20 protein-coding genes are annotated in these 24,075 nt (G+C 64.8%); 10 read left to right on the forward strand and 10 right to left on the reverse strand.

All coding sequences use genetic code 11. The features are described from left to right. Positions 1 to 6: 6 nt before the first annotated feature. The 6 genes from CYJ07_RS11120 to CYJ07_RS11145 all read right to left on the reverse strand — a co-directional run bounded on the left by CYJ07_RS11120 (position 7) and on the right by CYJ07_RS11145 (position 6,728). Positions 7 to 2,385, reverse strand: coding sequence for a DNA polymerase II (locus CYJ07_RS11120; protein ID WP_104203766.1), 2,379 nt, complete (start codon positions 2,383 to 2,385; stop codon positions 7 to 9). 94 nt (positions 2,386 to 2,479) lie between these two features. Next, positions 2,480 to 3,313: a penicillin-insensitive murein endopeptidase gene (gene mepA / locus CYJ07_RS11125; protein ID WP_104203767.1), complete on the reverse strand. Its 834-nt coding sequence runs from the start codon at positions 3,311 to 3,313 to the stop codon at positions 2,480 to 2,482. A gap of 36 nt (positions 3,314 to 3,349) precedes the next feature. Beyond that, the gene (locus CYJ07_RS11130; RefSeq protein WP_104203768.1) at positions 3,350 to 4,528 is read right to left on the reverse strand and encodes an alpha/beta hydrolase family protein; all 1,179 of its coding nucleotides are present in this window, start codon (positions 4,526 to 4,528) and stop codon (positions 3,350 to 3,352) included. Between the two features lie 219 nt (positions 4,529 to 4,747). Further along, positions 4,748 to 5,032: a hypothetical protein gene (locus CYJ07_RS11135; protein ID WP_104203769.1), complete on the reverse strand. Its 285-nt coding sequence runs from the start codon at positions 5,030 to 5,032 to the stop codon at positions 4,748 to 4,750. Between the two features lie 206 nt (positions 5,033 to 5,238). Continuing rightward, on the reverse strand, positions 5,239 to 5,763 hold the full coding sequence (locus CYJ07_RS11140; RefSeq protein WP_104203770.1) for a DUF421 domain-containing protein: 525 nt from the start codon (positions 5,761 to 5,763) through the stop codon (positions 5,239 to 5,241). Between the two features lie 26 nt (positions 5,764 to 5,789). Next, complete coding sequence (locus tag CYJ07_RS11145; protein ID WP_197038325.1) at positions 5,790 to 6,728, reverse strand: SDR family NAD(P)-dependent oxidoreductase; 939 nt, start codon at positions 6,726 to 6,728, stop codon at positions 5,790 to 5,792. A 197-nt stretch (positions 6,729 to 6,925) separates the two neighbouring features. Here CYJ07_RS11145 and metG point away from each other — a divergent pair, with 197 nt between their 5' ends. The 6 genes from metG (at position 6,926) to CYJ07_RS11175 (ending at position 14,093) form a co-directional block, all read left to right on the forward strand. After that, on the forward strand, positions 6,926 to 8,968 hold the full coding sequence (gene metG, locus CYJ07_RS11150; protein WP_104203772.1) for a methionine--tRNA ligase: 2,043 nt from the start codon (positions 6,926 to 6,928) through the stop codon (positions 8,966 to 8,968). Between the two features lie 92 nt (positions 8,969 to 9,060). Further along, the gene (locus CYJ07_RS11155; RefSeq protein WP_104203773.1) at positions 9,061 to 10,647 is read left to right on the forward strand and encodes a diguanylate cyclase domain-containing protein; all 1,587 of its coding nucleotides are present in this window, start codon (positions 9,061 to 9,063) and stop codon (positions 10,645 to 10,647) included. Between the two features lie 98 nt (positions 10,648 to 10,745). Beyond that, complete coding sequence (gene rsxB, locus CYJ07_RS11160) at positions 10,746 to 11,534, forward strand: electron transport complex subunit RsxB (RefSeq protein WP_104203774.1); 789 nt, start codon at positions 10,746 to 10,748, stop codon at positions 11,532 to 11,534. Positions 11,535 to 11,547: 13 nt separating this feature from the next. Then, positions 11,548 to 12,183, forward strand: coding sequence for an endonuclease III (gene nth / locus CYJ07_RS11165; RefSeq protein WP_104203775.1), 636 nt, complete (start codon positions 11,548 to 11,550; stop codon positions 12,181 to 12,183). A 93-nt stretch (positions 12,184 to 12,276) separates the two neighbouring features. Continuing rightward, the gene (locus tag CYJ07_RS11170; protein ID WP_104203776.1) at positions 12,277 to 13,353 is read left to right on the forward strand and encodes a carboxysome shell carbonic anhydrase domain-containg protein; all 1,077 of its coding nucleotides are present in this window, start codon (positions 12,277 to 12,279) and stop codon (positions 13,351 to 13,353) included. Further along, positions 13,350 to 14,093 (forward strand): YdcF family protein, encoded by a 744-nt coding sequence (locus CYJ07_RS11175; RefSeq protein WP_104203777.1) that lies wholly within the window; start codon positions 13,350 to 13,352, stop codon positions 14,091 to 14,093. The genes CYJ07_RS11170 and CYJ07_RS11175 overlap by 4 nt, the downstream gene beginning before the upstream one ends. A 14-nt stretch (positions 14,094 to 14,107) precedes the next feature. On the opposite strand, the gene CYJ07_RS11180 is transcribed toward CYJ07_RS11175, so the two are convergent. The 3 genes from CYJ07_RS11180 to CYJ07_RS11190 are packed head-to-tail and all read right to left on the reverse strand — an operon-like array spanning position 14,108 to position 17,149. Then, positions 14,108 to 15,115, reverse strand: a complete 1,008-nt coding sequence (locus CYJ07_RS11180; protein WP_104203778.1) for an ArsA family ATPase — start codon at positions 15,113 to 15,115, stop codon at positions 14,108 to 14,110. A 38-nt stretch (positions 15,116 to 15,153) separates the two neighbouring features. Beyond that, positions 15,154 to 15,456 carry a cory-CC-star protein gene (locus tag CYJ07_RS11185; RefSeq protein ID WP_104203779.1) on the reverse strand — a complete coding sequence of 101 codons (303 nt, stop codon included), beginning with the start codon at positions 15,454 to 15,456 and terminating at the stop codon, positions 15,154 to 15,156. Positions 15,457 to 15,475: 19 nt separating this feature from the next. Continuing rightward, positions 15,476 to 17,149: a carbon starvation CstA family protein gene (locus CYJ07_RS11190; RefSeq protein WP_104203780.1), complete on the reverse strand. Its 1,674-nt coding sequence runs from the start codon at positions 17,147 to 17,149 to the stop codon at positions 15,476 to 15,478. Positions 17,150 to 17,530: 381 nt separating this feature from the next. Between CYJ07_RS11190 and CYJ07_RS11195 the strand changes: the two genes are divergently transcribed. Genes CYJ07_RS11195 through CYJ07_RS11210 form a run of 4 tightly spaced genes read left to right on the forward strand, consistent with a single transcriptional unit; the run spans position 17,531 to position 22,899 of the window. Continuing rightward, a complete protein-coding gene (locus tag CYJ07_RS11195; RefSeq protein WP_104203781.1) occupies positions 17,531 to 17,902 on the forward strand; it encodes a response regulator transcription factor in 372 nt (123 codons plus the stop codon). Then, positions 17,902 to 19,965, forward strand: a complete 2,064-nt coding sequence (locus CYJ07_RS11200; protein ID WP_104203782.1) for a 3'-5' exonuclease — start codon at positions 17,902 to 17,904, stop codon at positions 19,963 to 19,965. The genes CYJ07_RS11195 and CYJ07_RS11200 overlap by 1 nt, the downstream gene beginning before the upstream one ends. Further along, positions 19,962 to 20,162 (forward strand): hypothetical protein, encoded by a 201-nt coding sequence (locus CYJ07_RS11205; RefSeq protein ID WP_104203783.1) that lies wholly within the window; start codon positions 19,962 to 19,964, stop codon positions 20,160 to 20,162. The genes CYJ07_RS11200 and CYJ07_RS11205 overlap by 4 nt, the downstream gene beginning before the upstream one ends. A 4-nt stretch (positions 20,163 to 20,166) precedes the next feature. Continuing rightward, a complete protein-coding gene (locus CYJ07_RS11210; RefSeq protein WP_104203784.1) occupies positions 20,167 to 22,899 on the forward strand; it encodes a sensor histidine kinase in 2,733 nt (910 codons plus the stop codon). A 28-nt stretch (positions 22,900 to 22,927) separates the two neighbouring features. Here the strand turns inward: CYJ07_RS11210 and CYJ07_RS11215 are convergent, their stop codons facing one another. Next, positions 22,928 to 24,058 (reverse strand): DUF294 nucleotidyltransferase-like domain-containing protein, encoded by a 1,131-nt coding sequence (locus CYJ07_RS11215; RefSeq protein ID WP_104203785.1) that lies wholly within the window; start codon positions 24,056 to 24,058, stop codon positions 22,928 to 22,930. Positions 24,059 to 24,075 lie beyond the last annotated feature (17 nt).

Consider the following 24,075-nt stretch of genomic DNA (forward strand, 5'->3'; position numbering starts at 1 on the left):
AAGCGTTTAGAACAAGCCCAGTTGGCGATCGATCAGCGCCGTGAAATCGCCCCCGACAAAGGGCAGGATGGCATCTGCCACCGGCTGGAGCTGACGGGCGACATAGTGTTGGTAATCAATCGACGAGCGCCGTGCCTCCAGTGGCTCCGGTCCCGCCACGGTCATCACATAGCGAATCCAGCCGCCGCTCTGGTATTGCTGCGGTCGGCCCAATCGTTCATTGAGTTCGTCGGCCATGCGCGCGGCACGCACGTGTGGCGGCACATTGCGCCGATAGTCGTCCAGCCGACGCCGCAAGCGCTTGCGAAAGACCAGCAACTCATCATGTTCGCCCGCCAGGGTACGTCTCACGAAGTCCTGCACGTAGTCCCGATACGGCTCTCCCAGGAAGATGCGTCGATAAAGTTCCTGCTGAAATACCTTGGCCAGCGGCGACCAGTCGGCGCGTACCGTCTCCAGCCCCTTGAACGCCACATGCTCGCTGCCATCCGCCTCGCGCACCAACCCGGCATAGCGCTTCTTGCTACCCTCCTCGGCCCCGCGGATGGTCGGCATCAGAAAGCGCCGGAAGTGTGTCTCGAACTGAAGTTCCAGCGCGCTCGCGAGGCCCAGTTCGCCCGCCAGGTGATCGCGCCACCAGGCGTTGACGCGCTCCGCCAGCCTCATCCCGATGGCCCTGGCTGCGTGCTCCTCGTGTGCCTGCCCCAGCCACACGAAAGTGGAGTCGGTGTCACCGTAGATAACGGTATAACCTTCGGATTCGATCAATTCCCGCGTGCGACGCATGATCTCGTGGCCGCGCAGCGTGATGGAAGATGCCAGGCGAGGATCGAAGAAGCGACAACCGCGCGAGCCCAGGACGCCATAGAACGCGTTCATGATGATCTTGAGCGCGTAGGAGAGCGGCGCGTTGCCCTCGCGCTTGGCCGCTTCTCGCCCCTCCCATACTCGGGCCACCATGTCGGGCAGCGCATGCCGGCTGCGCGAGAAGCGTGCCCCGCGAAAGCCCGGCACCGTGTCGGCCTCAGACTCCCCCAATCCCACCACCAAGCCGACGGGATCGATCAGGAAGGTACGAATGATGGAGGGATAAAGACTCTTGAAGTCGAGCACCAGCACCGAATCGTAGAGACCGGGGCGTGAATCCATGACGAAGCCACCTGGACTGTTCTCGCCCTGCTCTCCCCGCCCTTGGAGAAGGTTGGGCGCCACGTAGCCGAGCCGATGCATGCGCGGCAGATAAAGGTGTGAAAATGCCGCCACCGAGCCACCGCTACGGTCGGCGGGCAACCCCGTCACGCTGGCGCGCTCGAGCAGAAAGTCGATCAGTTCGGTCTTCTCGAAGATGCGCAGGACGAGTTCGCAGTCCTTGAGGTTGTAGCGGGCCAGCGCCGGCTTGTCCTCGGCGAACATGCGATTGATCTCGTCCATACGCTGGTAAGGGTTGTCGATGGCCTTGCCTTCCCCGAGCAGCTCCTGGGCGACATTCTCCAGGCTGAAGGAAGAGAAGCGCCAGGCTGCCTGACGCAGCGCCTCGATCCCGTCGACGATAAGCCGCCCCGGGGCCGAGGCGAAAAGATGATTGGCGCTGCTTGCGTGCGCCCGCAGCCCCAGCGGCTCGCCACCTCGACCGAGCAGTAGCGGCACACCCAGTCGTTCGGCGTGCCGCTGCAGCAGCCGCAGGTCGAACTGCACCAGATTCCAGCCCACGATGACGTCTGGGTCGTACCGGGCAAACCAGGCATTGATGCGTTCCAGCAACTCAACGCAATCCGCACAGTAGTCGAGGATAAAGTCGCGCGCACGATCCGCGTCACCGCCTTGCCCGTTCGCCGGCCCCAGCATGTAGACCTGACGCTGGCCGCAACCCTGCAGTGCGATCGAGTAGAGCTCGCCCCGCTCGTCCGTCTCGATGTCCAGCGAGCAGAGCGTAAGCGGCGGCCGGTAGTCCGGCGCGGGCTTGAGCTGCGCCTCGCCCAGCATGCCATCCGCCCGCGTCTCGCCCGTGAACGCTACCGGCGCGGTAATGAAGCGTTCCATCAGGTAGCGCTCCGGCGGACGCACGTCGGCCTCGTAGACCTCGACCCCCGCTTCACGCAGGCGACGCTCGATCCGCATCAGCTGGCGATGCTGCCTGCAGTACAGGCCGAGTATCGGGCGCTGGTGAAAATCCTGCAGATCGAGCGGACGCAATTCCACATCGCGCTCGCCTAGAAGCAGCGTCTCGGCCTGTACCCGTTGTTCGACGGGAACGAAGGCGACCGAAGGCTGCATGGGCAGGCGCACATGGCACGGACCGGTATCGGTCGCCAGCCAGAAGGTGACCTCGGTACCCTTCGGCGTATCCTGCCAGTGCCGCGTCAGCACGAATCCCCGCTGCTCCACCCTCGCCTCTCTCCCCACCGGTCAACCGCTACATGTTACCCGGCGCGCAGAGCGCTGTCGTCGCTACCGCCTCACCGGGCGGCCTGGCTTGGGCCTATTCCCTCAGCACCGCCCGGCATGCTTGCGGCAGGGTCCGGCTCGGGCTCGGGTAGGTCTCGGGCCGCGGTGTCGGGACGATGGCCCGGCAGCCTTCGCCAGGAGGCGGCTCTGCCTGATCGACGCATTCGTCGGCACCCGGCGGACAGCGCAGCCGGACATGCAGGTGCTCGTCATGGGAGTGCCAAGGGCGCACCCGACGCAGCCATGAGCGGTCATCCCATTCGCGCTCGCAGAGGTCCCGCTTGACCGCAGCGTCGACGAATATCCGCGATACCCGGGAGTCGTCCGCAGCCAGGCGGATAAGCTCGGCGTGGCGATCGCTCCAGCGGCCATCAAGCCTCTGGGTACGGGAATCGACCAGGATCGGCTGATCGATGCCCTCGCGCTGACTGTGATCCAGCAGTGGCAGATCGAGACGAAACCAGATATCGACATCCAGCCCGCTCTGGTGGCTGACGTGTCCGTACGGCATCGGCCCTCCACGCGGTTGCGCCATGTCTCCCACCAGAACCGGGCCGAAACCGGCGGCATCGACTCGGCGTCCTAGATCCTCGATATAGTCGACGAGCACGGGGTGGCCGTAGTGTCGGTTGCGCTTCATGTCGACGGCCTGATAGCCAACGCCATCGGCGGGCAACTGCTCGGCGCCCACCAGGCAGGCGCCGCCGTGATGACCGATGATTCTCGGCTCGCCGGGCAGCGGATCGGTGACTTCCGACCAGTCGTCTGCCGCCGAGGCGGCCGTCGCCCAGAGGGCGGTCACGAGGGATAGGGAGGCGAACAAGGTCACCGCCCGGAACGGGCGGTACGTGAGGTAACGATAGAGCATGTACAGCGATCCTTGGTTGGGTCTACGAAATACGACTCAACGCTCCTGACGGGCCAACCATGCCAAGCCGGGCCGATAGAGCATATCGTGCTCACCCTCGAACAAGACGAGCTCGGCAGGGCCGGACTGGAGGTGCAGCAGCACCGAGGCATCGGCCTCGGCGAAATGGGGGAACTCACGGTCGCCGTGAGTCGAACGTTCACGCAGCCCCTCAGGCACTTCACGATCCTCCATGAGTTGGTCGATCTGTTCCTGGGATATGCGATCCTCCTCGGCGGCCAGATCGTTGAAGGCCCGCAACGCCTGAGATGGCGGAACGGTTTCATCGCCGATGCCATGGGCAATGAGAATGCGAAGCTCACCGGCCACATCGGGCACGTGCTCCACCGGGCTGCGCTTGAGGCACTCTTCATGCGCCTCGCTGCCCTCTTCCGGCACGCCGCCGCAGGCGTCAGCAATCTCCCCCGCGTACTTCTCGCCGCGCTCGTCGTTCCACTGATACCAGTTGACGAGATCGTAGACGGGTACCCATACCGAAACGCCGGCAAAGACGTCGGGATGTCGACTGGCGAGATGCAGCGCATTCATCGCGCCACCGGAATATCCCAGCAGATAGATACGCGCTTCGTCGACATTGGCATTATCGCGGGCGTAATCGAGGGCATCCTCCATATCGGAAATGGCCAGATCGGAGGCGGTCGACTCGGGGCGTCCATCGTTCTGACCGCGAAAATCGGGATGCATGAAGACCCAATCGTTGGCGACGGCAAACTGGCCCAGCGGAATATCGATATTCTGCAGGTAATCGGTACTCCAGCTATGGAGCACCAGCAGCAGCGGTTTCGCCTCCTCCGAGCCGGAGTCGTAGTACAGCGCGGGCTGTTCGGCATCGTCGGCCGACGCCGGGATCTCGATCTGCTCGACTTCGGGCACGAGCTCGTTCCAGGTCTCGATGTCGGCCTCGACCAGCCCGCCCGGAAATTCGGTGACCCGCAGGTGTTCGCTGGGGTGTTCGAGTTCTTCCGCCTCGCTGACACCCGCCGCTTGCTCATCGGCATGAGCGAGGCTCGTGGTGCTGGCCGTCGCCAGCCCTAGCGTCAACAGCAGTGCGCGTCCCAGCCGTGGGTCGTCCTTCAGACGGCAACTGGAAAACGGAGCGCAGAAGAGGGCAATGGCATCAAGCCGGGACGTGATAGCGGCACGCGAATATGGCATGACGGCTCTCCTTCCTTGGCGGGCTCACGTTCCAATGTAGACCCAGGCGGCGAGATCCGACAGCGCTCCTGCCTCGAAAGGATCGTTCCATCCCCGTCCAAGCCAGCAAGTGCTCGGGTAAGACTTCACAGGCTCAGGAGTAGGGCCCATGGCAAATATCGTTCGTCGCGTCTGCTACGCTAGCCGGCCCACGCTCAGCGTGGGCCGGGTGGTACCGCGTCAGTCGCAGGGCACTACGGCTCGGCTGGTATTCTTGGCCCACAGCGTCTGGCCGTCGGGAGTGGTGCCGTGCGACTCCCAGGTTTCGGTGACCTCGACGCAGTAAGAACCGAGATCCTCCACGGTACGCTCGGGGTCGGCCGGACGATCGTTGCCGATGCGCAAGATTTCGGGGTTCTCACTGGTGTAGCGCGGTGTAAGTGCGTTGCTGCCGCAGCCGGCGATCAGCGCAGCCACCATCAGCAGCGGAAGAGTTCTGGACAGTTTCGCTTTGGACAGTTTCATCGAATCATCCTCGAAAGCATACGTTCGTTTGTCGGATGATGCGTAACGGACGATGCGGAGAGTCTGTCGTGCGTGGTCAAATCCTTTGACGGCCCACGACAGTAGCCCCAGTCTAAGCAAGTCGACCGGGCTCTGCCAGTCAGTCTATTTTTCACGACTCGCCCTACTAATCGCCTACACCCACCTTCGAAGGACGGAGCAACGTCTCACGACCCGGGCCGTTTTACGCCCTCGAGGCTCGTCCCTTCGTTCCCCGCGGCATTTTTCACGACACTGAAGGAGCCATCGGTTTCCAGCACGACGGCCTCCACTTCGCTCAGTGCCGACACACCAGACGCCCGAATCGCCGCGCGTACTTCGTCCTCGGTCACGCGCGACTTGCGCATGGCGACGGGAAGATAATCGCCACGCAAGAACAGCAGGGCCGGCTCGCCGGTCACCACTTGCCTGACCCAGCGCGTACGCACGCTGGTCCAGGTCACCAGAAACTGCATGCCGACCAGCAGGGCGAAAGCCAGGACACCCTGCAGCAGCGTCACGTCCTTGCTGAGCATCACGGTGGCGAGTACCGAACCCAGCGCCACGGTAACGACCAGATCGAAGGCATTCATCTTCGATAGCGTGCGCCGGCCGGAAATGCGCAACAGGTACACCAGGCTGGCGTAGCCCAGCACACCCAACACTGCCGTGCGCAGCAGCGCGTGTAACGTGTCGAAGAAGATCGGATCCAAGCATGCCTCCTTATTGGCCATTCCCGTTATCGGCCATCCCCCGCTTGGGGCATGGGTTCGTGAAGCGCACCCTGCGTTACCGGCTCCGCCGACGCATCGTTCAGCTGCGATTGGTAGACGTTTGCCGCCGCCCACCTGGTGATTCCCGGGAAGGCGCGATTCACCAGGCGGACGCCCCGCGCCTTCCAGCCGACGGCCACCTCCGCACGGCTCCCAAGCGAAGCCTCGACGATGATCCTGGCCACTCGCTCCGGTTCGTCCATCGGTCTCAGCCGCGGATCGCGGCCGCTGTAGTTCGCGGCATGCTCCCAGATGGGCGTATCCACGGCCCAGGGCAGTATCGTCACGACCCGTATATCGTCATCCGCCCCGTCCAGTCGCAGCTCTTCGTTGATCGCGCGCCCAAGGCTCAGGATGGCCGCCTTGGAGGCGGAATAGGAAGCCTGATTGGCCAGTGGCACCTGACTGAGCAGCGACCCGATATTGACCAGGGTTCCGCCTCCCTGGGCGTCGAACTGGCGAAGCGCGACATGGCTACCGTAGATCACGCCCTTGAGGTTCACATCGACCAACCGAGCGTGATCCTCGACCGGGATATCCCGAAAGCGACCGACGGCGGTCACTCCTGCATTGTTGATCCAGACGTCGATGCGCCCGAAGCGCTCCACAGCCAGCTCGGCCAGTCTCGTGACGTCCTGCGGATCGCTGACGTCCGTGGTCACCGCCAATGCTTCGCCTCCCGTCGAGCGCACTTCGCCCGCGACCTGCTCGAGCAACTCGGTACGCCGTGCGGCGAGTACTACGTTGGCCCCGTATCGTGCCAGCTCGAGCGCCACCTGCCGGCCGATTCCGCTGGAGGCGCCGGTAACGACATAGGTGCTGGCATCGATCTTATGTCGCTCTTGCTGGGTAAGTCCGGTGGCACAGCCCGTCAGCGCCAGCACGACCGCGAGTAGCCAGGGCATCCATCGTCTGCGCCTGAGTCGACACCTCCCTTCCATGCCCAGTTCCTCGCCGATCGCGTTCCGTCAGCGTAGCCCACTCGTCACGGTACACATGCCAAGCGAGCATCGCCGAAGTGCGCAATGCTCGATCGGGTGCAGTCGAGCGCCAACAGGGCTACAATCGAGGGTCTGTTTTTCTTGGGAATTCCAGAGCCGATATGTCGAACACCTCAAGCGCCTCGCGCAAGATCCTGGTCACCAGCGCCCTGCCCTACGCCAACGGCTCGATCCACCTCGGTCATCTGCTGGAGTACATCCAGACCGATATCTGGGTACGCTTCCAGAAGAGCCGCGGCCACGAATGCCACTACGTATGTGCCGACGATGCCCATGGCACCGCCATCATGCTGCGCGCCGAGCAGGAAGGGATCAGCTCCGAGGCCTTGATCGATCGCGTCTCGAAGGAGCACCAGGCGGATTTCGCCACCTTCGGCGTGGCGTTCGACAACTACCACTCGACTCACTCCGAAGAGAACCGCTATTTCAGCGAGCTGTTCTATACCCGGCTCCGCGATCGGGGACACATCGCCACCCGCGACATCGAGCAGATGTACGATCCGGTCAAGGGACTGTTCCTCGCCGACCGTTTCATCAAGGGAACTTGCCCCAAATGCAAGACCGCCGACCAGTACGGCGACAACTGCGAGGCGTGCGGTGCCACCTATACGCCTGCGGAACTGATCGACCCGGTCTCGGCGATCTCCGGTGCCACGCCGGAGGTGCGCAGTTCCACCCACTATTTCTTCAAGCTGCCGGACTTCGCCGATTTCCTCAAGCAGTGGACCCGTGGCGGCCATGTGCAGGCGCAGATCGGCAACAAGTTGCAGGAGTGGTTCGAGTCCGGCCTCAACGAGTGGGACATCTCCCGCGATGCGCCCTACTTCGGCTTCGAGATCCCCGACGCACCGGGCAAATATTTCTATGTCTGGCTCGACGCGCCGATCGGCTACCTGGCCAGTTTCAAGAACCTGTGCGAGCGCACCGGCATCGATTTCGATGCCTACTGGCGCAAGGATTCCGACGCCGAGGTCTATCACTTCATCGGCAAGGACATCGTCTACTTCCATGCCTTGTTCTGGCCGGCCATGTTGCATGGCGCCGACTTTCGTACTCCAACGGCGGTGAACTGCCACGGCTTCGTCACCGTCAACGGTGCCAAGATGTCGAAGTCGCGCGGCACTTTCATCAAGGCGGCCACTTACGCCGAGTTCCTCAACCCAGAGTATCTGCGCTACTACTTTGCCGCCAAGCTCACCTCGCGGGTCGACGACCTCGATCTCAACCTCGAGGATTTCGCCGCGCGGGTCAACGCCGACCTGGTGGGCAAGGTGGTCAACATCGCCAGCCGCTGCGCCGGCTTCGTCAAGAAGCTGGGCGATGGCCGGCTCTCGGCCCATTGTGCCGAACCCGAGCTGGTGGCGCGTTTCGTCGCCGCCGGCGATGCCATCGCCGAGGATTTCGAAGCGCGTGAGTTCGGACGCGCGGTGCGCAAGATCATGGAACTCGCCGACGAAGCCAACACCTATATCGCCGACAAGGAGCCGTGGGTGCTGGTCAAGCAGGAAGGCCGCGAAAGTGAAGTGCTGGAAATCTGCTCGGTGGGCATCAACCTGTTCCGGCAGTTGATGGTCTACCTGGCGCCGGTGGTGCCGGTCATGGCCGAGCAGGCACGCCATTTCCTCGAGCTCGGCTCGCTGGATTGGCACAGCCGCCAGGAGGTGCTGCTCGATCATGCGATCGCTAAATTCAAGCCGCTGATGACCCGCGTCGAGCGTGACAAGATCGATGCCATGATCGAGGCATCGAAGGAGGATCTGGTGGAAGAGCAGAAACTCAAGGACGCGGCCAAGGGGCCGCTTGCCCGCGATCCCATTGGCGAGACGATCGCCTTCGACGATTTCGCCAAGGTCGATCTACGTATCGCCCGCATTGCCAAGGCCGAGTATGTCGAGGGGGCCGACAAGCTGCTCCAACTGACGCTCGATCTCGGCGGCGAGACCCGCAACGTCTTTGCCGGCATCCGCTCGGCCTATGCACCCGAAGCGCTCGAAGGGCGACTGACGGTAATGGTCGCCAACCTGGCGCCTCGCAAGATGCGATTCGGCGTTTCGGAAGGCATGGTGCTGGCAGCAGGTGATGATGGCAGCATCTATCTACTGTCACCCGATTCCGGTGCCGAGCCCGGGCAGCGCGTTAGATAAACGCTGATTTCATTCAAGTTTGGACGCCTGCGGCCGATAGCGACTTCAAGCACTCCTGTTTAAATCGCTAACGACGTAGGCGAGCCTCGCACATGATCCTAGCCTTGACTTCGCTGAGGCACCGCTTCTTTTTCGCCTTATTCGGGGTGCTGTGCCTGGCCCTGCTGGCCCTGGTACTGGTCGCACGCCTCCAGATCATGCCGATTCTGCTCGAGGACGAGGAAGCATTCGCCAGTGACGAACTCGACCGCGCAGAACGCGCCCTGGACAGCGAGCTCGGCCACATGCGACGACTGGTGGAAGATTGGGCCTACTGGGACGACACCTATGACTTCGTCCGTGGCAAGCGTCCCGAATATGTCGACTCCAACCTCTACGAAGACACCCTAGAGACCCTCGATCTGCAGCTAATGTTTTTCCTCGATGACAGATACGAACCTTACTGGGTAGTGGGTTTTGACGAGGAAGGCGAGTTCACCTCCTGCCCCGGCCTGGAACCTCCCTGCCATTGGGCAACTCCCGCCGTTCAATTCATTCGTGAGCGGATCGATAGTGGGCTCGAGGAAGCCACACATACCTGGCTGCTGTCGCTGCCCCAGCTGGCCATGGGTGCCCTCTCGCCGATCTACCAGAACCGGGAAGAAGCGCCGCCGGCCGGCTGGCTGGCCATGATACGACCGCTCTCCGAGCCCTGGATCGAGCAGCTACGCGATACTACGGGTATCGATCTCGCGCTCGATACCGTCGTTGCGGGTAGCGTTCCCCGCGAACGACTCGAACGCGTCTCGCCCACCCATATGGCCGCCAGCCGCAGCGTTGCCGCCGTCCCCGCCAGCCGAGCCGTGCGCATCGACGCCCTGCTGCCGCGCCAGCGCTACCAGGCCAGCCTGGAGACCTTTCGTTTCGCCCTGTACTGGACCAGTGGCGTACTGATAATGACCCTGCTGGTGGTGCTGTGGCTGCTCGAGCGCATGATACTGGCGCCGCTGCGCCAGTTTTCACGCTATACCCAGCGCCTGCACCACGACGCCGCCCCGCCTACGATGCCCGACGGCCTGTTGGTGCGTCGCGACGAGATCGGCACCCTGGCGCGTGAATTCCGTAACCTGCTGGCTCATCACAAGCAGCAGTCCGCTCTGCTGCTGGAGATGACTCAGCACGATCCGCTGACCGGCATCGCCAATCGCCGCCTGTTCGACGAACGGCTCGAAGAGCAACTAGACGGCTCTCCCCTGCACAGCCGCGTGGCGGCCATGATGATCGACATCGATCACTTCAAGCTCTACAACGACCATTATGGCCATCAGGCCGGAGATGCCTGTCTGGTGGCACTGGCCGAGTGCATGGAAGAGAAGCTGAGCGTCTACGGCTTCCTCGTAGCCCGCACCGGCGGCGAGGAGTTCAGCGTTTTACTGCCGAATACCTCGCTCGATACCGCCGTGGCGCATGCCGAAGCTCTGCTGCGGGCGGTGAGCAATCTTGCCTTGCCCCACGCCAGTTCTCCGACCAGCCGTCACGTCACGGTCAGCATCGGCGTGGCCGCTCACGTCCCCGGCCAGTTATCGACGCCGGCCGACATCATGCGCGCCGCCGACCAGGCGCTCTATCGCGCCAAGGAGGGCGGCCGCAACCGTATCCACGCCCACCACCCGGCCGGTGACGGCGTGATCCAGGAATAAGCCCACCCGGAACCAGGGATGCCCCGGTGCGAGCAGCAGCGTATAATGAAGCGCTTTCAGCCACGCTGACGCAGCAACCGAGCCCAACAGGAGTCCATGTGACGGGCCATCCCACGCTGATCGACGCCATCGACGCGCTATTGCCGCAGACACAGTGCGGCAAGTGCGGTCATCCTGGCTGCCGCCCCTATGCCGAGGCCATCGCCAGCGGCGAAGCCATCAACCGCTGCCCGCCCGGCGGAGAGGCGACCGTCGAGCGGCTCGCCGAATTGACCGGGCGGCCCTCGCTGCCCCTGGAGCAGCCGGCCCAGGTGCCGCTGGCCGCCGTCATCCGCGAGGCGGAGTGCATCGGGTGTACCAAGTGCATCCAGGCCTGCCCGGTGGACGCCATTCTCGGGGCGAGCAAGCAGATGCACACCGTGATCAGCGCCGAGTGCACCGGCTGCGAACTCTGCGTGACGCCCTGCCCCGTCGACTGCATCGACCTGATCCCCCACCCCTCCTGGCAGGCCGCCGACAGCGAAGCCGAGCGAGAGGACTACCTCTCTCAACGCGCTCGGCTCGGGCGGCAACGCTTCGAGGCACGCCAGCGACGCCTGGCACGCGAAGCGCGGGAGAAGCGACTGGAGCGACAGAGGCGCCTGATTCGGCAGAACACACGCACTCCACAAGGCATGACCACGACAGCCCCCGCGTTACAGCAGCGCCAGCGTCAGATGGCCGTGAAGGCGGCCGAGCAGGCGGTCAAGCGTGCCCACTCGCAGCTCGTAAGCGCTCGCCGGCGCGATGACGCCGCCGCCGAACATCAGGCCGAGACCCAGCTTGCACAAGCGAGCGCCCTGCTCGACGAAGCGCGCGACGCCCTGGCCGCCTCCCAGCCGCGATGAGTCCCGGAGAGACATGAACGCCCTGAAACGCCACGAGATCTTTGCCCGGCTTCGAGCGAACAATCCCGAGCCGACCACCGAGCTGAACTGGAGCACTCCCTTCGAGCTGCTCACCGCCGTGCTGCTCTCCGCCCAGGCGACCGACGTGGGCGTGAACAAGGCCACCGCCCGCCTGTTCCCGGTGGCCAACACGCCCCAGGCGATCCTCGATCTCGGCCTCGACACGCTCAAGTCGCATATCAAGACCATCGGCCTCTACAATACCAAGGCAGAGAACCTGATGAAGACCTGCCGCATTCTGGTCGAAGAGCACGATGGTGAGGTTCCGCGCAGCCGCACCGCGCTGGAAGCGCTACCGGGCGTGGGGCGCAAGACTGCCAACGTGATCCTAAATACCGCCTTCGGTGAACCCACCATTGCGGTGGATACGCATATTTTCCGCGTCTCCAATCGCACACGGATCGCGCCGGGCAAGAACGTGAACGAGGTGGAGCAGAAGTTGCTGCGTCTTGTGCCCAGGGAATTTCGCCGCGATGCCCATCATTGGCTGATTCTGCACGGTCGCTACACTTGCCTGGCGCGCCGACCTCGCTGCGGCAGCTGCGTGATCGAAGATCTGTGTGAATACAAGGATAAGGTCGACCTCTAAGGGAGGGTGCCGACGCTACGACGAAGGGTGGTTTTGCATATTCGCGCACGGTGATAGACGATACGGCAATACAACAACAACCAGAGCCGCACCATGCCACTCCATGATCGCCCCATCGATGAGCGCATCGAGGCGCTGCTGGCGCTATCGCGGGAGCATGCCGACACCTTCTGCAGCCCCTCGGCGTGGCTGGCCCGGGAGCGCTATCTGGCCACCCACCCGACCCGAATCCTGGCCATGAAATGCATGGACGGGCGGATCCACCTGCCCCATGCCACTCGGACTCCGCTCGGCATCATCACCCCCTTTCGCAACCTGGGCGGCATCTTTCACCTGGGTTGGCCCTATCTCGGCGAGATGCTCACTGATGCCGTCGACGAGGCGATTCGTGCCGGCAACGGCGTGCTGCTGATCATCAGCTATCATTTCTCGCGCGGCGAACGCAGCCGCGGCTGCGCCGGCTTCGGCTGCGATACATCGGCCGCCCTCGCTCACGCCCAGGAGATCCGCCGCCAGGCCGAGCGGATATTCGGGCGTGAGCAACGTCACGTCTATCCGCTGGTTTGCGGCTTCGAGACCGACCGGGACGCGCTGATCGTCCACGGCGAAACCGATGCCACTCTCGACATGAGCGAGCTGACGCCTGACCGCGCCGACGAACTCGATCGTCGTATCGCCACGCTATGCCCCGACATGCCCGCTGACATACGTCGAGATCTGCTTCCACTGCTCGAAGGCAACCTGCATCACGTCGAGGCGCTGCGCGGTACGGCCCGCGCGTTGGATATCGAGCATCGTGAATGGGTCATCTGTATCGGGCGCGGTTTCGATTTCCTGCACTTGCCCAACACCGCGTTGATCGTGGGTCCTTATAGCCCCGATCTCTCGGAGCCCATCGGCACCGCTGCCGCCATCATCGAGGCCAACATGCACGCGGGGCGCATCCCCGACGACGGCTTCCTGTTGCTGGCCTCGACCCCCTACTCCACGGTCGGCGTGGATCGCGCCCGTGCGGAGATGAAGTCGCGCTTCCTGTCGGATTTCGCGGCTCGCGTCATCGGACGCGACTGCCCCGACCTCGCCAAGCAAATGCACTCCCGCAAGGCCGTGGTGCATTGGCCCAGCCGCCGACTGGAACTGCTCGGCGCAACCGATCGGGGCGAATCATGAACGTACTGAAACTCCTGCTGTTGCCGCCGACGCTGAACGTGTTGCTGGTCGTGCTGGGTCTGGCCCTCAGTCCGCGTCGCTTGTTAGGGGCATTGCTGGTCATGCTGGGCCTGCTCGGCCTGCTGTTGCTCGCCACGCCCATGGCCAGCCACGCCCTGCGTCAGGGGCTCGAGCCCTACGCCACCCCCGCGCCCGCCCAGGTAGCCCGCGCCGAAGCCATCGTGATTCTCGGCGGCGGCCGCGATTACGTCTCGCCAGAATTCGGCTGGGGCGACGCGCCGGCGAACGCCACGTGGCGACGTCTCGCCTACGGCACCTACCTGCATCGTCGCACCGAGCTGCCGATACTGGTCAGCGGCGGCCGGGTGCATGGCGAGGAGACCGCCGAGGCGAGCTTGATGGCGGCGGCGCTGCGCGATGTATTCGACGTGAAGGTACGCTGGCTGGAGGGAGAGAGCCGCAGCACCGCCGAGAATGCCCGCTTCAGCGCCGAGATGCTGCGCGCCGACGGCATCGATAGCGTAGCGCTGGTATCGCAGGCGTGGCATCTGCCACGCGCGGTGGCGGAATTCGAGGCCGCGGGGCTGGCCGTGGTCCCCGCCCCCACCGAGTTCACCAGCCCTCCCCCTGAAGGGCTCGAAGCCTGGTTACCCCGGGCCTATCATCTCAACCAGAGCACCCGAGCCCTCAACGAGTGGCTGGGGCGGGCGTTCATGTCGTTACGGTCACTGCTGCCTTGAAGACCCGCTTTGCCTTAGAAGCCCAGGGTATCGAGGCGAGTCGCTAGCGCATCCAGGGTCTCGATGCCCTGCACGTCGGTGGGCAGCCAAGGTAGTCGCGGTCGCGGAAGATGTGCGAGCTGCTCGTCGATGCGCGCCAGATAGGTCGCCTCCTGTTCGCGACGAGCACGCAGGAAGTCGCCATCGGCATCCTCCGGTATGACGCGATTGACCAGCGTGCCCGTCACCGGCACCTTGGCCGCTTCCAGCGCCTCCACGGCACGCACGGTCTCGAGGATAGGCAGCCGCTCGGGCGTCAGCACGAAGAGAAAGCCGGTCTCGGATGCGTTCTCGATACGCCGCCTTGCACGATGGAACAGACGGCGGCGATCCATCAGGGTGCGCGCCACGTCGCGGGTGCGGTCGTCCAGCTCGGCCAGCGGGTCCTCGCCGGGATCGTCGAAGGGCGTGGCCACGTCTCGTCCACGCTTGGGCGTAAGATGCGAGAGGACCTTGCCCAGCTCTTCGGACTTGCGGTTATGCGCCAGCAGACCGTCGGTCCAGGCAGCCATTGCCTCGGGCAACGTCAGCAGTCGCAGGGTGTGACCGGTGGGCGCGGTGTCGAAGATCACCAGGTCGTACGGCGCCTCGTCGTCGACCACGATACGCGACAGGCGCTCCAGCAGTGCGGCTTCCTGTGTGCCCGGCGACTGTCGGGTCAGACGCATCTGTCGCTCGAGCTCCTGCATCATTTCCGGCGCGGCGTAGCGGCGCATCTGCTCGGTGACCCGGGCCAGGTGCGCCTCGACCTCGGCATCCGGGTCGATCTCCATGGCATCGAGGTTGGGCAGCAGGCGCCGCGGTGCATCGCCCAGCTCGCGGTCGAAGACATCTCCCAGGCTGTGGGCCGGGTCGGTGGAGACGATCAGCACGCGCCGCTCCCGACGCGCGGCCAGCACGGCAAGCGCCGCCGCCACCGTAGTCTTGCCCACTCCACCCTTGCCGCCCACCCAGAGCAGACGCTTATCCAAGAGATTCCTCATTCCAACCCCTTACTTGGCTTATAGTTTTCACCCAAGTTTTAACAGCAACGGAAATGATCCAAGGGCGAGCGCTCCATGCCCATGCGTCGGTGCCAGTCATGGAAGCGCTCGAGCAACAGCGGCTGCAACTCCAGTGTGTAATAGGCCGCGGGATTGGGCACGCCCATCATTTCGGAGAACACCAGCAGCATGAACAGGTCGTCCTCGTCTCGTCTCGCCCGGGCGATGGCGCCCCGGTAGCGTGCGGAGTAGACCTCCTCGGCGAAGAAGCGGGCCTGGCTGAGCCAGGCCCGTACCCGTTCGAGGCGAGGCTCACGACCCTTGTCGTGGTCGTCGTGCATCTTTACCTCCAGGCAGGCATCACTCCTGCCGGGCCATTTCCGCTCGTGAGCGCTTCAGCGCCGACGCGCACTCCATGGCAACCAGGATCGCCGCGATCAGTACCACGATATCCAGTAACAGCAGGAAGTAGTTGCCTTCGGTGAAGAAGGTGCGCAATTGGATGAGCAGCGCGGCAATGGTCATGACCAGCAGGAAACACAGCGGCGCAAGGGTATACCACATGGGCCGGCGCAGCCTCACCAGCATCACCGTAACCACGAGCAAGGTCAGGCCCGCCAGCAGTTGGTTGGTGGTACCGAACAGCGGCCAGATGATCATGCCGCCGGTACCGCCGGCACCGCCCGCGCCGAAGGCCAGCAGCAGACAGCTGCCCACCGCCAGCAGCGTGGCCGGCACGTTCTTGGTCATCCATTTCTGATTATAGATCTCGCCCCACTCCTGGAAGATGTAGCGCTGCAGACGCAGGCCGGTATCCATGGTAGTCCCGGCGAACAGTGCGGCCATCACGGTAAGCATGGTGGCGGCGGTGGCTTCGGGCAGTCCCAGGCCGTTGTGGATCATGAAGGCTCCACCCTCGACGAAGGCGTTGACGCCACCGGCACCAAATGCGGTGTAAACCGCCTGCCAATCGGCGAAGGAGGCGAAGCCGGCGGTGGCGGCTAGTATCGCGGCCAGCGCCAGCATGCCTTCGCCCACGGCGCCGAAGTAGCCGACGAAACGCGCGTCGGGCTCACGGTCGAGCTGCTTGGAGGTGGTGCCGGAGGAGACCAGGCCATGGAAGCCGGAAATGGCGCCGCAGGCGATGGTGACGAACAGCAGCGGCAACATCGACGGGGTCCCCGCCGGCAGGTCGCCGTTGATCATCGGCGCCACCACGGTCGGGTTGAGGAAGACGATGGCCCCATAGAGAACGATCAAACCGATGAACAGCTGCAGGCCGTTGATGTAGTCGCGCGGCTGCAGCAGCACCCACACCGGCAGCATGGACGCGATGGCAGCATAAGCGAACAGGATTAGGATCCATACGGCGTTGCCGGAGAGACCGCCCACCTCGGCCGGCATCTGGATCGGTACCGAGGGTCCGATGAAGATCAAGGCATAGAGGGCGATGACACCGAGGATCGACACCACCGACAAACTGAGGATACGGCGATAGATGAGCTGGCCGATAATGAGAGCGACCAGGATCGCGCCCCATACCGGTACCACGGCGCTGGAGAAATTCATCATCAGCCCGGCGATGACCACCGCGAATACCGCATTGACCATCAGCAGCACCAGGAAGATAACGATCATGAAGATGCCGCGGGCGCGGCCGCCCACCACGTCGCCGGTCAGCGCCCCGACCGACTTGGCCTTGTTGCGCACGCTGGCCCAGATCGCCCCGGAATCGTGAATGCCGGCAAAGAACACGGTGCCCAGCACGACCCACAGGAAGGCCGGCAACCAACCCCAGATGACGGCGATGGCCGGGCCCACGATGGGCGCCGCCCCGGCCACCGAGGTGAAGTGGTGCCCCCAGAGCACGAAGCGATTGGTCGGCACGAAGTCGACGCCGTCCTCGTACTCGTGGGCAGGTGTACGGAAATCGGGGTCCAGACGATAGATCTTGGTGGCAATGAAGCGGGAGTAGATAAAGTAGCCCGCCGCCATTCCACCAAGGCCGAGAATCAGCAGGATGATGGCACTCATTCGGGTCAGCTCCTTGGTAAGGAATCGCGCCTTTTGTTCTTGTTGGCTCGCATGTTTCGCAAGTCAGGCTCCACCCGCTCGACGCGCCATGCATCAGGGTCGCCGGCAGAGCCACGGTTGGCGGCACGGTAGCGCCGCCCGGCCAAGGATGGACAGCGCGAGAGGACAAGTCCATGCCATCAAGAGCTTCCTACAAGCATTTGCTACTAAAGTCGCACCGTAAGACTCCGGTCACGTCACTTGCATGCCGAGGCAAACCTAGCGATACGCCTCTACCCTGATGAGACGGCGGAGGACTTGGGCCAAGGTCGTCTTTGCCGCGTTACCCATGCGCACTAGACTGATCGATAACAACATATAACGCGCGACGAGGAATCTTGAATGGCCAAGGTGCTGGTGGTGGACGATGAACCCAACATCGTCCTGTCGCTGGAGTTCCTGATGCAGCAGGCCGGTTTTGACGTAGAGACGGCAGAGGACGGCGAAACCGCCTTGGCGCAAGTCGAAGCGGCACCGCCCGACTTGATCCTGCTCGATATCAGCCTGCCCGGCATCAGCGGGTTCGATGTACTGGAGCAATTGCGACAGCACCCCCGCTACGCCCGACTGCCGATCGTCATGCTGACCGCTCACGGGCGCGAAGTGGAGCGCGAAAAGGGGTTGGCACTGGGCGCCGACGATTACGTGACCAAGCCCTTCTCCACCCAGGCGCTGGTCGAGAAAGTCAAATCCCTGCTGGTCGAGGATGCCTGATGTTTCGGGGCAAGCTGCCCAAGCGCCAACGCTTGATCGGTCTCTGGCTGCTGCTGAGCGGCATCAGCCTGCTGGGCGGTGCGGTCTTCGCCGCCTGGCTGGATAGCCTGTTCCAGCCCCAAGGCATGGCGCGCCTGGTGCTGTGGCTGGGCTGCTTTTCCGGCGGCGGCACCATCTTCCTCGTGGGCCTGTTGCTCGAGCGCATGCTGTTCACCCCGCTGCGCCACCTCCAGGTTCAACTGGCACGCCTGGTGGCCAACCCCGACGCGCGTGACGACTACCCCCCCGAGGGCTGGTTGCGCGGCCTCGGCCCCGACCTCATGCGCGTGCGCGAGGCCTGGCGCAGCGACCGTCAGCGCCTCGCCACCGCCCATGCCGAAGGTGCACGCAGCGCGGCGCGCATTCGCCAGGAGCTGGAAACGCTGCTGCAGGTGCTCGATACCCCGCTGCTGCTCTGCGATCACCATCGCCGCCTGCTGCTGTTCAACCAGGCGGCCGAGACCTTGTTCGAGGGCCATACCGGGCTCGGTCTCGGCAAGCGCCTCGATACCCTGCTGCCGGTCGCCAGCCTGCAGGATATGCTGAGTCAACTTCCCGTCGACGGCTCGCCGCGCGAGCTGCTGATCCCCTGTGACGAGCGTTGGCTGCATGGCGTGATGCGCCGTGTCCCCAACAGCCACGGCGAAACCCTGCTGACCCTGACCGATGCCACCGCCACCTGGACCAACGAGATGGGGGCCCGCGCCGGCCTGGCCGAGCGTTTGCCGGCGCTGCGTCGCCACGGCGCCAGCTTGAGCAGTGCTGCCGAAGCCTTGGGCAGCGTGCGCCATGCCAAGCATATCGACGATACGTTGCAGCGGCGCCTGGAAGCCGTGATCGGCGAGGAGAGCCTGGCGCTCGGCGAAGAGATCGAGCGCTTCGGCCAACTGCTCGAGGACATGCAGCAGCAGGGTGAACGCCTGGTACCGCTATGGTCCAACGACCTGTGGCGGTCCCTCAACGAGCGCCTCGCCAATCGCCGAATCGCGGTGACGCCCATCGGCATGCCGGCCTGGTTCAAGGGCGATGCGCCCGCGCTGCTGACACTGCTCGACACCCTGCTCGAGCGCCTGCACGAACATGCCGGCGATGTCGACTTCGAGGGTGAGATGCTGCTCGGCAACCGCCGTGTCTATCTCGACCTGATCTGGCCCGGCTCGCCGCTGCCCCAGAGCGAGCTGGCCATCTGGTGCGAACGGCGGCTCGAGGCCCTGCCGCTGTCGCCACGCGTCGGCGATCTGCTGCGCCAGCACGCCAGCGATGCCTGGAGCCTGGCCGACCCCGACGGCGCACACTCCCGTCTGCGGCTGCCGCTGCCGTCGGTGGAACGGGTCGGCGCACCGCCCGCTCGGCTGCCGCCACGTCCTGAGTTCCACGACTTCGGTATCGCCGAGTTGCCGCCGCCCGACGCCGAGCTGGCTCGTCAGCCGCTGCGTGCACTGGAGGTGGTCGCCTTCGATACCGAGACCACCGGCCTGGAGCTACGCAGAGGCGACGCCGTGGTCAGCCTGGGCGCCTGCCGCATCGTCAACGCCCGGCTGCTGGCCAACGATACCTTCGATGTGCGCATCGACCCCGGCAAGCCGATTCCCCCGGCCAGCACGGCGATCCATGGCATCACCGACGACGACGTGGCCGGCGCTCCGCCGCTGTCGGTGATCCTGCCCCGCTTTCGCGACTATATCGGCGACGCGGTGATTCTCGCCCACAATGCCGCCTTCGACCTGCTCGCCCTGCAGCCGACCGGCGCCGGCGTGACGCTGGACATGCCGGTGCTCGATACGCTCCTGCTCTCGCGCGCGCTGGACGAGAGTCTCGACGGCCACGATCTGGATACCCTGGCCGAACGCTATGACCTGAGCTTTCCTCCCGGCACCCGGCACACCGCTCTGGGCGATGCCCGCGTGACCGCCGAGCTCTGGCTGGCGCTGGTGCCGCGGCTCGAAGCGCGTGGCATCGAGACCTTGGAAGAAGCATTGGCGCTGCAGGCGACCGCCTTCGACCGGGAGGACGCGTGTACATGAACGGCGCCACCGTCCGTGCCAGGCTGGTCGCCCTCGTCTGCCTCGCGGCGCTGCTCTTCTCGCCGCCGCTGGTCGTGGTCTTCGATCGAAGCTCGACCGGCTCGGTTTCGTGGCTGTCTCTCTACTTGTTCGCGGCATGGATCTCGACGATCGCCCTGGCCGCCTGGCTGATGGAACGCGGCCAAGGGGACGAGTGAGTCGATGAGAACCGATTCGGTAGTGCTGACGGCCGCCTTCGGCTACCTCGCGCTGCTGTTCGTGATCGCCGCCTGGGGCGATCGGCGCGCCGAACAGGGCCGCTCGGTGATCGGCTCCCCCACCGTCTATGCCCTGTCGATCGCCGTCTATTGCACCGCCTGGACCTTCTACGGCAGCGTGGGCCGCGCCGCCGAGTTCGGTCCCAGCTTCCTACTAATCTATCTCGGGCCGACGCTGGCGATGCTGCTGGCACCGCTGCTCATACGCAAGATGGTGCGCATTGCCAGCACCCAGCGCATCACCTCCATCGCCGACTTCATCAGCGCCCGCTACGGCAAGAGTTCGAGCCTCGGCGCGCTGGTGGCCTTGATCGCGCTGATCGGCGTCACGCCCTATATCGCCCTGCAGCTCAAGGCGATCACTTTGAGCCACGCGGTGCTGGTCAACTATCCCGCCACGGCGGAGTTCCGCCTCGCCGATGAGAGTTTCTGGTCTGACAAGTCGTTTTGGGTGGCCCTGGTGCTCGCCGTTTTCATCATCCTGTTCGGTACTCGACATCTGGACGCCAGCGAGCGCCACGAGGGCATGGTGGCGGCGATCGCCTTCGAGTCGCTGATCAAGCTGGTGGCCTTCTTGACCGTCGGCGTGTTCGTCGTGTTCGTCCTGTTCAATGGCCCTGCCGATCTGTTCCGTCAGGTCGCCGAGCGCCCCGAGCTGGCCGGCGCCCTGAGTCTCGACGCGGTGCCGGGCGGTGCCGTCGGCTGGGTCGGCACCCTGCTGCTCGCCTTCCTCGCCTTCCTGACGCTGCCTCGCCAGTTTCAGGTACTGGTGGTGGAGAACGTCGATGAACGCCACCTCAAGCGCGCCAGCTGGCTGTTTCCGCTCTACCTGGTGGCAATCAACCTGTTCGTGATCCCCATCGCCATGGCCGGCCTGCTGCTGGCCGGGGACGGCGACCCCGACAGCTTCGTGCTGACCCTGCCGCTCGCCGCCGGGCTCGAGGGCATCCCGCTGCTGGTGTTTATCGGGGGGCTCTCGGCCGCCACCGGCATGGTGATCGTCGAGACCATCGCCCTCTCCACCATGGTCAGCAACCAGCTGATGATGCCGCTGCTGCTGCGCTCCCGGCGGTTGCACCTGAGTTCGCAGGGCGAGCTGGCCCGCTGGTTGTTGGGCATACGTCGCGTGGCGATCGTGCTGATCCTGCTGCTGGGCTATCTCTACCATGCGCTGATCGGCGATTCCTACAGCCTGGTGACGATCGGCCTGGTGTCGTTCGTCGGCGTCACTCAGTTCGCCCCAGCCATGCTGATCGGCATGTACTGGCGTGGGGCGACCCGCGTGGCCGCCACACTGGGCTTGCTGGCCGGCTTCGCCACCTGGTGCTACACGCTGCTGGTGCCGGGCTTCGCCCAGTCGGGCTGGATCGATGCCAGTTTCCTCAGCGAGGGCCCGCTGGGTCTGGGCTGGCTGCGCCCTTACGCCCTGTTCGGCCTGGAGGGCTTCGACATCTACAGCCATGCGCTGCTATGGAGCCTGATGGCCAACCTCGGCCTGCTGGTGGGGGTTTCGCTGTTCACGCGTCAGAGCCCGGTCGAACAGACCCAGGCGGCGCTTTTCACCGAAGCGATGAACCCTGGCCTGCAGCACACCTCGCTCTGGCGCGGCCAGACCACCTGGGGCGAGCTGCAAAGCCTGCTCAACCGCTATCTCGGCACGCTCACCACGTCCCGCATCCTGGCCGACCGTCGCGATGCCCCCACCGACGGCGATCCCGCCCCACCGGCGCTCATCGCCCGCGCGGAGCAGGCGCTTTCAGGTGCCTTGGGCAGTGCATCGGCTCGAGTGCTGATCAATTCGGTGGTGCGTGGCGAAGCGCTTGACCGCGAAGCGATTCTCAGCATTCTCGACACGACCTCCCAGACCCTGGAGTACAACCGCCGGCTGGAACAGAAATCGGAGGAGCTGGCGCGTATCGGCGAGGAGCTGCGCGCCGCCAACGAGCGACTGCGTGAGCTGGACCGCCTCAAGGACGAATTCGTCGCCATGGTCAGCCACGAGCTGCGGACACCGCTGACCTCGATCCGCGCGTTCGCCGAGATCCTTCGCGATAGCCGTGACCTGCCGGAGGAGAAGCGCGTTCACTTTCTGGATGTGGTGGTGCTCGAGAGCCAGCGGCTTTCGCGGTTGATCGAGGAGATCCTCGATCTGGCCCGCCTGGAAAGCGGGCGCCTGACGCTCAATCCTCAGCGCCTCGACCTGGTGGCTCTGACCCGTCAGAGCGTCGACGCCGTGCATCGATTGCAGGAAGACCGCGGCGTGGCGCTCGAGGTCGACATCCCACTCGACGAAGCACCGGTGATCGGCGATCCCGACCGACTCGAGCAGGTGGTCATCAATCTGCTGGACAACGCCGGCAAGTTCGCCGATGACGAGGCCCCGTGCGTCCGCCTGCACCTGGCCCGGCACAAGGAGGGCTACCGTCTGAGCGTCGAGGACAACGGACCCGGTATCGCCGCGGACGAGCGCGAGCGGGTCTTCGAGAAGTTCCACCAGATCAAGCGCCACGGCGGCAGCGGCAAGGCCACGGGTCGCCCTCGGGGTAGCGGCCTTGGGCTGCCGATCAGCCGCGGTATCGTCGCCCACCTGGGTGGTCGTCTATGGGTCGAGGAGGCGCCGTTCCTCAAGGGTGCCTGCCTGGTGATGGAGCTGCCGCGAGCTCCGGACGTTGTCTGAGGCTTACGGCCAGCGTCCGGGCCCGGCGTTAGCGCCTTTCCTGCGCCAGCCTGACCAGCCCGCGCACGGTTTGCAGGTCGTGGCGCAGCAGCAGCCGCTCGTCATCCTCGAGCCGGGCGAGGTCGATCCATCCGTCGGCGCCTCGGCCCGCCTTGAGGCTCGCCTGCTGCGCCAACAGCAGTCTCTCCTGGAGTCGATCCAGCGCCATCCGCCCCGCCCTCGCCTGCCTCGCCGAGAGCGCCTCTTTCGACACCAGTGCAGGGAGCCGCAAGCGCGTCTCCATCTCGCGCACGCCATGACGCAGCGCCAGCAGGCGTACCGCATTGACCAGCGGCAGCACCCCCTGGCGCTTGAGGTTGAGCGCATCGTCGTGAGGCGCCCCTTCGTCGCTCGGTGCCAGACGACCGAAACGATCCAGCGCCACCGGCAGCTCATCGAGCAGCGTCGCCATCTCGTCGAGAAACAGGCCCGCGCGGGGCATTAGCCATTCGACATGGTGCGACAGCGCCTCGGCCAGCCCGGCGTCACCATGGACGGCATGGAAGTCGAGCAGAATATTGCTCTGCTGCACTCGCTTGACCCGACGCTCCTGGGTCCACAGCGAGAGCTGCTCGCGCCATTCGGAGAGCCGCTTGCGCCACATCGGCCAGCGCGCCATCACATGGCCATGGCAGAGCGGGATGCCGCCCTCGTCGAGGCGGTCGGTGAAACGTTCGCCCAGCGACTGGAAGAAGCCGTCGATCTCGGTATGGCGGGCATCGGGATAGTCGGCCACGATCATGGCGTTGTCCTGATCGGGGCCGAGCAGGCTCTCGTGGCGGCCGCCGGAGCCGAGCAGCAGCACACAGAACGCTACGGGCGGCTCACCCCATCCCTGCGCCCGCATCTCGTTGAGCGAGAGCTGGATGGCACGCCGGTACAGCCAAACGTTGTGATCGCTGATCAGCTGGCTGGCGCGCCAGGCCGGAAGGGCGAGGCGCTGCAGCGCCGCGTCCAGCCGCCCCTGCCAGGCATGCGCCTTCGCCAGGGAGGGAGATGGTCCGAGTTCGATCAGCGCTTCGCGCAGGGGCGAGAGCAGCGGCGGCAGCGTTGTCGGGTCCGGCAGACGATCGGCGGCGAACAAAGACCGCCACGGCGAGGCACGGTGCAACAGGCGCATGGTATCTCCCATCAACT

Origin of the sequence: Billgrantia saliphila, assembly GCF_002930105.1 — a bacterium.
GTDB lineage: Bacteria > Pseudomonadota > Gammaproteobacteria > Pseudomonadales > Halomonadaceae > Halomonas > Halomonas saliphila.